The 12547-nt window shown below is 38.2% G+C and carries 7 protein-coding genes; 1 reads left to right on the top strand and 6 read right to left on the bottom strand.

Translation table 11 applies throughout. The features are described from left to right. Positions 1-117 precede the first annotated feature (117 nt). Positions 118-1131 (bottom strand): GntR family transcriptional regulator, encoded by a 1014-nt coding sequence (locus ACZ1GR_RS13430; RefSeq protein ID WP_472609450.1) that lies wholly within the window; start codon positions 1129-1131, stop codon positions 118-120. 130 nt (positions 1132-1261) lie between these two features. Next, on the bottom strand, positions 1262-2269 hold the full coding sequence (locus tag ACZ1GR_RS13425; RefSeq protein WP_472609449.1) for an alpha/beta hydrolase: 1008 nt from the start codon (positions 2267-2269) through the stop codon (positions 1262-1264). A gap of 93 nt (positions 2270-2362) precedes the next feature. Here ACZ1GR_RS13425 and ACZ1GR_RS13420 point away from each other — a divergent pair, with 93 nt between their 5' ends. Beyond that, positions 2363-3616 carry an NRAMP family divalent metal transporter gene (locus ACZ1GR_RS13420; protein WP_472609448.1) on the top strand — a complete coding sequence of 418 codons (1254 nt, stop codon included), beginning with the start codon at positions 2363-2365 and terminating at the stop codon, positions 3614-3616. A 19-nt stretch (positions 3617-3635) separates the two neighbouring features. On the opposite strand, the gene ACZ1GR_RS13415 is transcribed toward ACZ1GR_RS13420, so the two are convergent. The 4 genes from ACZ1GR_RS13415 to fabD all read right to left on the bottom strand — a co-directional run bounded on the left by ACZ1GR_RS13415 (position 3636) and on the right by fabD (position 12508). Further along, the gene (locus ACZ1GR_RS13415) at positions 3636-5579 is read right to left on the bottom strand and encodes an OmpA family protein (RefSeq protein WP_472609447.1); all 1944 of its coding nucleotides are present in this window, start codon (positions 5577-5579) and stop codon (positions 3636-3638) included. Positions 5580-5590: 11 nt separating this feature from the next. Next, positions 5591-6565 (bottom strand): PorP/SprF family type IX secretion system membrane protein, encoded by a 975-nt coding sequence (locus ACZ1GR_RS13410; RefSeq protein ID WP_472609446.1) that lies wholly within the window; start codon positions 6563-6565, stop codon positions 5591-5593. A gap of 12 nt (positions 6566-6577) precedes the next feature. Next, positions 6578-11476, bottom strand: a complete 4899-nt coding sequence (locus tag ACZ1GR_RS13405; protein ID WP_472609445.1) for a Calx-beta domain-containing protein — start codon at positions 11474-11476, stop codon at positions 6578-6580. 147 nt (positions 11477-11623) lie between these two features. Beyond that, a complete protein-coding gene (gene fabD, locus ACZ1GR_RS13400) occupies positions 11624-12508 on the bottom strand; it encodes an ACP S-malonyltransferase (protein WP_472609444.1) in 885 nt (294 codons plus the stop codon). Positions 12509-12547: the final 39 nt, after the last annotated feature.

The following is a 12547-nucleotide window of genomic DNA, read 5'->3' as shown; positions in this document are numbered from 1 at the left end:
AGTCTATGCTATTAAACAAAAATATAAAAGTTTTGTTAATATCAAAGTTTAAAGGCTAAAAAATACGGTTATCGTAAAATTTAAATTAAAAAAATATGATTTTGATTTTTAAGACCCTTATAAAGAACCTCTATCGATAAGGTTGGTAGGCACCACCGACTTGGAGTAGTTCAACTTTTTAATGTTCTTTGCCGTCAAGGTGGCCATTTCATTAAAATTTGCAGAGATAGAGGTGATACCTCCAAAAACTATTTCCTTTACCACGTGATCATTGAAAGAAAGAACACCAACATCAATACCAACGTTTAAATCTGAATTCTTGCAATCCTTAAGGAGGGACCATAAGTCAGCATCGCCAATAAAAAGATATAAATAGTCTTTTTGCACAGTATTTGAATCATAGCTCTCAACAACTTTCCCATTAAACCCATACTCCTTTATAAATTTTAAATATCCTGATAAGATACCTTTGGGGTAGTCAAAATCATTCCTATAAAAAAGCACGATTTCTTTATACTTCCTTACTTTGGGCAAAAGATTAATTAAATTAGTATAGGTACTTTGCTCAAATTCTTGCGTAACATAAGTATATTCATTGCCCACATTAAGAAATCTATCCACAATCAGTAATTTCTCAGGGCTTAATGTGTTGAGTAAATGCTTTATACCGTCACTTTCAATAGGGGCAACCACATATAGACCATACTTCGCTCTTATATTCATGAAAATAGTCTGAAAAACCTCTTCATTATTATGGTGAAAGAAAACATCGATTTGTACCTTGGCACCTAACTCTTTTCTGAGCGTATTGTAAAATTCTTGTTGAAATCGTTGAAAAGAATACATTAAAAGGGCAATCTTTAAAAAGACTTTAGTCTTATCACTTACTACAAAATAACCCTTGGTTTTTTTTGACTCTACAAGACCTCTATCTTTTAGTTCTTCATAGGCCTTTACAATAGTTTTTCGGGCGAAACCTACTTCATCTACCATTGTATTTATTGATGGCATTTGGTCGCCCACTACAAGATGACCTGAATCAATTGCCTCAATAATACCCAAGACCAGTTGTTCATGCTTGGACAACGAATTAATCTCTTCAAGTTTTTTGATGAATTTGGCTAGTTTCACAAAAATTGATTGGATTGGTTGTTCACAGTTTGAATAATACGAAAAAAATAAGCCTTTCAGAAATTTTTAAAGAAATGATGTAGAAATTAAACGATTAATGTTAATTCTGAGCAAACATGTTAAAGAATTATTACCTGGGGTCTAAACCTAGAATTTCTTCCAAAAACTTGTTGGTTTCAACTCTTACCGATTTTAAGTCTTTTGAGGTAATATGTGAAGTCATTACATGGTCGCCCACCTCAGAAAATGCTTTCTTTCTCTTTTTTTCATTAGTAGTACCAAGCTCATTATACATTTTTAGCATTGCAGGCACCGAGACCACATTATCTTGAATTGAATCATTCTTATAATAATAACCCAAGAAAACAGGCTGCTTAATCTTTTCAAAAGTTTCAGGAACCATGGTATAATCCATCATAGCCTGCAAATGTGTTAACGCTTCTAATCGATATCTAGTAGTCCAATATTGATTTTTTAATTCAATATCTGTATCAAACTCGTGGTAATCAGAATCTTTAATAAACTTTGCCAATTGTAAACCCCACGGCTTAGATAAAAGCTTTGCACTGCCATCATAAATTTCAATATTTGGTGAATAAAGAAGTAATGCAGCAATATCTGAATCATTACCGGCTAAATGTAATGCCAATGTACCACCCGTAGAAGTACCCATTAAAATGACCTTCTCACCCAACTGCTTGCCAATCGCAATAGCTTCTTTTGCAGAGCTTATAACTTTGTCTGCAGTTAAGTCTTTCATTGGTTTTTTTTCATCCAAACCATGCCCTGCCAGTCTTGGTAAATACAAATTACATCCATAACGCTTTGCAGTATCCATATGAATAGGGTCTCCTTCTTCTTGGCTTGCAGACCAACCATGCAGATATACGATACTATATGCTGTTTTTGAAGGAATACTATCATGCCAAATTATCCTTGCTTCATTGTCTGGTCTGATATTCTTATTTTGAGCTTCCGCTCTATTAATTTCATATTCCAAGGCGGCCAAATCTGAAGTAGCTATTGGTAATGCAGTATCTAAATTCGGAGCTTCAACTTTGGGACCTAAAAAATAGGTTAATGCAAGCAAAGCAATAAAAATGAGTAAGGCTTTAAGCATCTTTGAAATTATTCTCATAATCAACTATTTAAATACAAAGAATGCTAATATACCATTTCTTTGATTCTATAAAAGAGCTATTTTAGTTTCTTAGAATCTGATAAAAACTATATGTCTTCATTAAAAATCTTATTAAAAAATCTAGGTCCTGGGCTACTTTTTGCAAGCATGGCTATTGGCACATCTCACTTGGTGCTATCTACAAAAGCAGGAGCGCAATATGGCTGGATCATGATAATACCCATTATTCTTGCGAATGTTCTCAAATATCCATTTTTTGAATTTGGTGTTCGCTACACCAATGTCACCAAAAAAAGCCTTATTGAAGGATATTTAAATATGGGGAGGAAATACCTCTGGCTATATGCCTTAATAACCTTGATCAGTGTATTTACAATCTTAGCTGCCTTGTATGTAGTTACTGCCGGACTACTAATTAACCTTTTTAAAATTTCAAGTGTCAACTTAAGTTTAACAGCATTTGGACTCTTTATTTTTATTAGCACCTTACTAATTATTGGTCGCTATCGTTTTTTAGAGATTTCATTAAAATTAGTTGTCTCCGTTTTATTTATTGCCCTTATTATTACTACAATTTTGGTTATAAACAAAGGCCAAATTACCCCGGTTTACAACTTTCAAAGGCCAACGGTTTTTAATGAAGTAGGAATCCTATTTTTAATTGGCTTGGTTGGCTGGATGCCTACAGCGGTAGAAGCCTCAGGCTGGGTTAGTATGTGGAGTATGGAAAAGCTCAAATCAATGAAAAAGACTCCTAGCTTAAAGGAATCTTTATATGAATTTAATTTAGGTTATATACTTACCGCTTTGCTAGCTGTTTTATTTTTGGTGATTGGCTGCATGACACTTTACGGAACAGGTGCCGAGCTTAGTGGAAATGCGGTGACTTTTGCTGACCAAGTAGTACATCTTTTTACATTGCATATCGGTTCTTGGGCTTATTTTTTAATCGCAATCGCAGCATTTGCAACTATGTTCAGCACATGTATGACAGCACATGATGCAGTATCAAGAGTTAGCTTAGATGTTATTAATAAACTATATCCAACAAACACGCTATTCACTAAAAATCGCTCCTTTGCCTTTATGGTTATTTTTCTTGCCCTAATTAATTGGATAGTTATAAGTTCATTTGGGGCAAATATGGGAACCTTAGTTGCTTTGGCCACCTTTGTTTCTTTTGTAATGGCTCCAATTGTTGGTTGGATGAATTTAAAGACCGTTACCGGCAACGATATAAAAGATGAACACAAACCCAATAAGACTTTAAAGCTTTTGGCCTATATTGGTATGGTCTTTTTAGCGTTTTTCTCTATCTATTATTGTTGGATGGTTCTCTTTTAAATCTGTCTTTCAGTTTATTTTATTCAAAAAGTACATTATCGTTTAACACAACAATTAAAGAACGTTGGTTTTGTTTGTGGAGCATCTCTAAACAAAACACCCCATTGGTACAATTGTTAAGGATTTTATCTTCTCCATAACCGATTGAGTATAAAATATTAGTGCCGGCAACTCCATTGGCTTGCAAGTACTTTTTAATAGCATCAGACCTTGCCTGAGTAAGTCTAAAGTTAGTGCTGCTACCCCCCCTGCTATCGGTATGTGTTTCTATTCTTAGTTGAATATTTGGAAAAGACTTTACGACCTCAACTACTTTATCCAGTTCAATAGCTATTTCAGGTGTTATTGTGGTTTTATTTCTTCCGAAAAAGAACTTGCGCAATTTTACAACTGTTTGACCTTCTTTTTCCTCTACCAAATCATCATATAAAGACAAGGCTATATCTACATCAAATATAGTTTCTTGGTCATCACCAGTTGCCGCAACCATTTCTTTAGTATATCGGGAATATCTTTCTTTAGAAGCCTGTAAAATGACCTCTCTTCGCCATGGAATCTCGAAGCGATACATACCGTCGTCATCGGATATCACCTCACTAATAATACTTCCATCATTATTCGATAATTTGACGGAAACATTCGCAATCGCTTTTTGACTGCCGTAAGGCTCTTGAACCTTACCACGTATTGTCAATGTTTTTAACCCTGGTTTTTCATCTACCAAGAAGCCATAAACATCATCACTGCCTTTACCTCCAGTTCTGTTCGATGAAAAATAGCCTAGCAATCCGTCGCCATTATTTCTAATAATGAATCCAAAATCATCTTTTTCAGAATTGATAGCTTTCCCCAAATTCACAGGGATGCTAAAACTATCCTCAGATTCAAAGTTCGTTTTATACACATCCATTCCGCCTAAACCGTAAAAGATATCCGAAGAAAAATATAGGCTGTTCTCAAAAATATAGGGCGCTATTTCGTTACCGGGAGAATTGACTCGCGGACCAAGATTAATCGGGGCAGACATTATTTGTCCATTATTGGTGTAAACAAAGTAAATATCAGTGCCTCCATAACCATCGTCGAACTTCGCCGAAAAGTATAGCTTACCACTATTAGCATCATAAAATGGGTAATAAAACGAAGTGCTTAAATCCCTTAACAAAAATCGAAACGCCCCATTCGTGGGTTTCATACCAATGGCCAGCGCATTTTTTCCATTATCATCGAACAAAAGTTCTCCATCCGAAGTGTTTGACAACACATAGATAAGACTGTTTAGTTCATTAGAAAAGTATGGGGTTGCCTTATGGAAATTTGAATCTTCAATTTCCATAAATTTAGTGGCCGTCGCCAATTGCCCAGATGCGTCTGGAGTGCCTCCGAAAATATCTAAATAAGCTTGCCCTGACGGAGCAAAATTCTGTTTTTTAGTTTTTGGTCTTCCGCTTGTAAACAGTAGTTTGTTATTGTAAAAAGCAGGCGAAAAATCTTCTTGATTACTATTACTGTTTAAATTGAATATCTTGTAGTTTAAATCACTATTGCCTACCGTATTCAATAATTCTTTATTGAACTTGGCGTTCTCAAAGAGTTCTCTTGAGAAAACATCACGATTATTCTTTAACAAACTATCGATTTTAGCAGTGTTACCCACCTTTATAAGGCTTTGCAACATCTTATTGAAACGATGCTTGCTCATAATCGAGTCTAATTTCTTATCCCCAGAAATAACATCAAGATAAGTCCTTGAAGCTTTTTCGAAATTTCCTGTTTGATAATAAGAATCCGCAAGATTCAGGTATTGTTCGGCATTTAAATAACCTTTCGACAAATCCGCTTCGTATGCTCTTACAGCTTGCTTATAAGCATATTGAAAAAAGAACTGATCTCCCTTAGACTGCTTTTGTTGCGCAAAACAGAGTGAACATAAAAAAAAGAATAAAATTAGCGTTGTTCTCATCTAAATGGGGGTTAAAAAAATCTGGGGGAATCTACTTGTTTTGGTTTTCCTTTCAGCTTATTATTTTTCTGTTTGTTTTTGTTGCGATTTCCACCTTCACGTCCTAGATAAAATTTTAAAATAGCTTCATGCGAGCCATTCGTGTAATCACCCAATCCGTTAGTATTATAATCATATGAATAGCCCAAAAATAGGCTGTTAGACACCTGAAATCCGGCCAGTCCGCTTACAGCATTATCAAAACGGTAAGAGGCTCCAAGCGTAAAAGCATCTAAAAACAGGAAATTAGCGGACATGTTTACCGTTAGCGGGCCCTGAGGAATGTAATTGATGAGTGCCGCAGGTTTGAACTTGGTATTATCAGAGATATCAAAAACATAACCTGCTATAAAATCGACCTGTAAGTCATTATCTATAACAGATTCCAACTCTTCGTCATAAATACCAAGGGTTAGAAAGTTGGGTGTAGATAGACCTGTATACCAATTCTCTCCATACATGAACAATCCACCCCCCAGAATTGGGTAGAACTGATTTAAATTATCTCCTCCTATAATGGGCTCAGAAGGGTTCTCAAAATTACCATCGGAATAATTCAAGTTAAGAAAAGAGCCACCCGCATCTAAACCAAAAGACAACCAAGAATCTGAACTAAGATTAACCTGATACGAATAGGAAACATCTATATATGTTTGAGATGATGGCCCAATTTGATCACTTACCACATTAAAACCTATGCCCATTTTTTCATTGGATAATGGCATGTTAGCTCCAAATCTTAACGTTTTAGGTGCGCCAGGAATGTCGATCCATTGAGCCCTATACAAAGCCGAAAATTCAGTAGATTCTACAGAACCAACATATGCTGGATTAAAACTTCCAATATTATACATATACTGTGTGTATTGGGGTTCTCTTTGCGCCAAGGCGGATGCTCCACATAGAAGCGCAATAATGATAATCTTATATTTTAGAAAACCGTTCATAAACATCTTAGATTATCGAATTATTTGAATCCATCCTTTAGTTACTTCGCTACCATCCCCTAAATCAAGAATATAGAAATAAGTGCCTTTTGGCAGTTCTCCATTTTTATAGGTGCCATCCCATGTACTATCATAAGGTGCAGCTTCAAATACGTTGTTTCCATATCTATCAAAGATTTGCAAAGAGTTATTAGGATAAGTACCAGCACAATTTAGTATCAAAAAGTCGTTTGTGCCGTCTTGATTTGGCGAGAATATATTACAAATTGTGCCGCAATCACTACAAGGACTCACCACTGGCTGCACTGTAACCGTGGCTTCGTTGTTATCTACATTAATGTTATCTAATGGAAAAGAACTAGTTAATATAGCGGTATTTTCTAACAACCCGGAAGCTACCACAGTAACCGTAATTTCTAAATTGACTATTTCTTCTGCTAATAACTCGTCGATAGTCCAAACACCTGTTACTTCGTCATATTCACCACTTGAAGTCGCATCGGAAACGTATAAAAATCCTGTTTGCAACACATCACTGACGGTAATATCTCTAACTCGATCCATTGTCAAGTTGGTAACCGATATCGTAAAAGTAATGTTGTCTCCGATGAGGGGTCTGTCATTATCAACAATTTTTTCTATCAATAAATCTATCGGTTCAGGATTACAATCGGGTGTTAAAAACGGATCGCATGGATCTAAAGGATCGGTCGCACTTTCTGGAACTGCGACGGTAGAGGCGTCATCAATTATTAGAACTTCTTCTCCATCAGTAAGTCCATCACCGTCCGTATCTGCGTTATTAGGATCCGTACCCAAATCAGTTTCCTCATCGGTCGTTAGCCCGTCATTATCACAATCACTGGTTCCTAACGGTGTTCCTCCTACCGAACTACAATCATCCAAAGGGTCGGTTCCGTCTGTATTTACTTCCTGTCCATCTTCTATACCATCTCCATCAGTATCTGGGTTGTTAGGGTCCGTACCAAGCACTCCTTCTTCATTGTCCGATAATCCATCGTTATCGGTATCAAAATCACATTCAAGAACGGTTACGGTCACATCTATAGAAACATTTGTACATGGGGCTGCAGCGGTATTTGTAGTATAGGTAAAAATATAATCTCCAATAGGCAAACCAATAAAATCTACGATATTATCGGTGCCAATTACCGGTGTTGCACCTGCAGGGCCACTTGAAAAAGTCCAGTTACCGGCATCCTGCCCGCTAAGCGTGAAATCTAAATCTACCGTTGTATCGCCCCCATTACCAGAAGCATTGCAAGCAGTTGTACTTGTTGGAGTGCCAGCAGAGGGTTGGTTGTTTATTGTCGCTATAACTTCTGTTCTGGCAGAAGTACATCCATTAGACGTCGCCTCTACAAAAAATGAAGTGGTAGCAGTAATATTTGGAGTCACAAAAGTGCTTCCTGTACCCAAAATTGCACCACCTGTCGGCACGTTGTACCAATTCAACGAAGCTCCGGTTTGATTGCTAGAAGCCGTTAAGGTCAAAGTACCCTCTTCACAACGGACACCACCAACAGAACTGTCGATAGTTGGGGTAATATTTATGGTAAGCGGAATCTCAAGTGTGGGACTAGCGCAATTGTTCGTATCATCATAGAAAAATCCATAATAGGTACCTGGTGCGTTCACAACACTACTTCTATGGGCACTTTCTTGTAATGGATCAGAGTTTGTACTCCAAGTTAAGGTACTTCCTGCAGGAGCTGTATTGGTTACATAATCATTTAAATCAACATTGATACTGTCACAAAAGTCAATCGGTTGCGAGGTATCCAAAGCAGGGGCAATACTACCCGCATTACAAGGCAAAATACATTGTGATACGGTAATGGTAACTTCAGCAATTTGATCGGTACATGGGGCGATCGCCCCTGTAGTGGTATATCTGAAAGTATAAGTTCCATCTGGTTGACCTGCAAAATTTACCTCATTACCAGCATTTATAGTCGTTGAACTGCCTGCGGGAGCACTTACAAAAGACCAGCCACCAGCATCCGCATCGGTTAATTGATCATCTAGATCTATGACAGATATTCCGTTGGCAGGAATACTGCAAGCAGCAGCATTTGCCGGCGTACCCGGAGAAGGAGTTGTACTTGCACTTATTGTTATTTGCAAAGCAGGACTTGCGCAATTATTCACCTCGTCAAAAAAGAAGCCGAAATAGGTGCCAGCAGTATTTACAACACTAGATGATAAATGTGTAGCGCTATTCGCAAGGTCGGTGTTGGTTTCACTCCACCTTAGCACTGCATTTACAGGTGGTGTACTTATCGTATAATCGTCTAAATCTTTATTAAAAGTATCGCAAAACGCCGTCTCCTCTGCTGCATCCAAAGCTGGTGCCGTATTTCCGGCAGCACAAGCATCATCATCAAGAATTGTAATGGTAGCTGTATCGGATATGTCTACGCTAAGCGTAGTTCCCGTTAAGTTTGCCATTGAAATTGTTAAATTCTCATCACCTTCTATCGTACCATCTGCCTGAGGCGCAAAAGTAACCGTTCGAATCTCGTTGGCATTTCCAGAGAAGTTTAAGGCTTGGTTCGTTATTGCAGCATAGTCATTATTGGCAGTAGTTGCCGTGCCATCTGCAGTAGAGACCTCAACCCTAAAGCCACCTACAACAGCATTATCTAGACTTATATTAATACTACCTGGACCACCATCCTCAGGAAAGCTAATATCTGCAATTGTCACCTCGGCCCTATCATCGTCCAATATGGTATTGGTGGCCGTTCGATTTGCGGGAATAGGATCTAAAACCACATCTCCGGAGGTAATTCCGGTTAAGGTTATCGTAACGGTTTCATTGCCTTCAACAATAGCATCTTCTAAAACAGGAATGGTAACATCTGTTGAAAAATCCCCAGCCGTAATAGTTGCAGTATTGCCAAATGCCGTGTAATCAACACCAGAAGCAGCAGTGCCCGTTATATTAAAAACTATATCAGTATCAGTAGTTGTAGCATTTGTCTGAGAAATCGTCAGAATTCCATTGGTTACCGCTCCAGCTCCATTTTCTGAACCATTGGAAGTATTTACAATGCTAACCGTAGGGCTATCATCATTGGTAATGGTTCCTATCGCACTTGCCGTTCCAATTGAAGATCCAGCGCTCGGATTACTTAAGGCTATGGTAAAGGTTTCATCGGGTTCAAAATCTGTATCCCCATTTACTTCAATGGTTACCGTCGTACTTGCTTCGTTAGCTGCAAATGGTATTGTTCCACTTGGAGAAACGCCACCAACAAAGTCAGAACCATCTGTAAGCGAAGTTCCACTTCCGGCAACGGTATAATCAACAGTCGAGGTATTTGTCAAATTACCTGTGCGATTTAGGGTAAATACGAAAGCTGTCGAACCTGAGTCCCCTTCATCTAAAGTAACTCCAGAGCCCAGCGAGATTGTATTATCGTCGTTTGTTATTGTCCCTACCCCCACAGCATCGGATATTGTGGCATTCGTGGCATTTGTAATACGAACCCTAAAAGTTTCATTAGCCTCTTCATCAGAATCCCCAGTAACAGAAACCCTTACCGTAGTACTTGACGCACCAGTGGCTATGGAGCCGCTACCTCCTGTTATCGCCACATAATCAATACCCGGGGTGGCAGTGGTAGACGTCGTTTCGGTCGCCACATCAAAAGCTATCGTGTTAGCGGCAGGTCCTCCACCGTCTATGCTTACTGTGAAGATAAAGTCAGTAGTGCCTGTATCACCTTCTACCTGACTTACATTATCAATACCAATTGTATCACCGTCATTGTTAAGTATTCTCCCTAGACCATTATCATCGGTGATATTAGCATTAACAGCATTACTGATAATTACTCGAAAATCTTCATTGGGTTCAACCACCGTATCATCAAGAACGGTTATGGAAATAGTTGTACTATTTTCCCCATCATTAATAGTACCACTAGCGCCACTTACCGCAACGTAATCATCTCCAGCAGTTGCGGTTACATCTACCGTATCATAGTCGAAATCGATGTCTCCATCTGCATTTCCACCTCCATCAACACTAACTGTAAAAACAAAAGTTGTCGTACCAACATCTCCTTCAAAAGCTACACGATTACCGATACTGATTTGCTGGTCATCGTCTAAATTGGTGACCTCTAAATCTGGCACATCATTATTTCCTAAACTGTTATAATTTGGATCAGCTGAACTTGGGTTTCCTGTTCGTATATCATCTACCACATTACCATCTACTATGGCATCATCAATACCAGTAATAGTTAAAGTAACCCCAGTATCCCATTCTGCGGGTGTGATTACAAGGTTTGCCGGGCCGGATGTTTCCGTATTATCATATTGTTCTATCGGAATAGTTACATCTGCTATAGGCTGACTTCTTAAGGTAAAGATAAAATCTGTTGTACCACCACCTTCTGTCGTTGTTCCGGTTGTGGTATTGATATCTATTCCCGCGGAATCATTATCCACAATTGTTATTGTGGCCGTATTTGCAGCACCATTTATTGGAACAAAAGGGCTAACACTATTTAAGGTTATAATTACTGTTTCATTTCCCTCGATAAAGGGATCATCGACAATTCCGTTTACATCAACTATGACATCATTACTACCAGTAAGTATAATTGCCGAACCTGAAAGAGCAGCATAATCGTCCGTTGAAGTAGCTGTACCTGTAATAGTATAATTAACCGTTACATCGGCTCCAGCACTTAAACCAGTAGTTTCAAAAATTCGAAAACTTCCCGGATTTGACAACTCTTCTTGCACATCTGCATCTAAAACTTCAACAGAAATGTCTTGAGCATAGAGGGTCGCAATACTCGAAAACAAAAAAAAGAATACCAGTATCTTTAGAATTGATAATACCGGGGCATTTTTATTTGAGTGGGACATTTCTACTTTCTTGATTGTCAGAAAAATACTATTATTTTGTTTGGGTAATGAGAACCTCAATATTACTAAAAAAATACCGCTTTTTTTTGCTTTAAAGATTAAATTCAGCTTTGTTAGACCAACTGCATAAATTAACGAATAACATGATTATTCTATCGTTCCGGAACTGGTTTCAACATCACTGGAAATCTTTCTTACCAAGCCTTGAAGTACTTTTCCTGGCCCCACTTCAACAAAGCTACTTGCACCGTCTGCGACCATATTACGAACACTTTGTGTCCATTTTACAGGAGCGGTCAATTGGGCTATCAAATTTTCCTTCACTTCTTTAGACACCGTAACACCTGTTGTAGTCACATTTTGATAAATTGAACAGGTTGGCTCACTAAAAGTTGTATTTTCTAAGGCAGCTGCTAATTCTTCTCTAGCGGGCTCCATAAGTGGTGAATGAAAAGCACCGCCAACAGGCAATAGAAGGGCCCTTCTTGCTCCGGCCTCTTTTAATTTTTCACATGCCAAATTTACTGCTTCAACTTCACCTGAAATAACCAACTGGCCTGGGCAGTTATAATTCGCAGGTACCACAATCCCTTGAACTTCAGCACATATCTTTTCTACTACTTCATCTTCTAAACCCAATACAGCCGCCATCGTACTTTGTTGTACCTCGCAGGCCTTTTGCATTGCCAAGGCTCGTTGAGAAACCAGCTTTAGCCCATCTTCAAAATTCAAAGTTCCATTGGCAACTAAAGCAGAAAATTCACCCAAAGAGTGCCCGGCAACCATATCTGGCTTAAAATTTGCTCCCATTACTTTGCTAAGTATCACCGAATGTAGGAAAATAGCTGGTTGTGTTACTTTGGTCTGTTTTAAATCTTCCGGTGTTCCCTCAAACATAATATCTGTAATAGAAAAACCTAAGATATCGTTCGCTTGCTCAAAAAGTTCTTGAGCGATAGCGTGGTTTTCATATAAATCTAAACCCATACCCACAAATTGGGCACCTTGCCCCGGAAAAATATATGCTTTCATAGTGTTCTCTTCAGTTGGGCAAAAATAAGGATTTATCTT

This window comes from Croceitalea sp. W27 (assembly GCF_055693185.1).
This window is presented reverse-complemented; position numbering and strand designations above follow the sequence as displayed.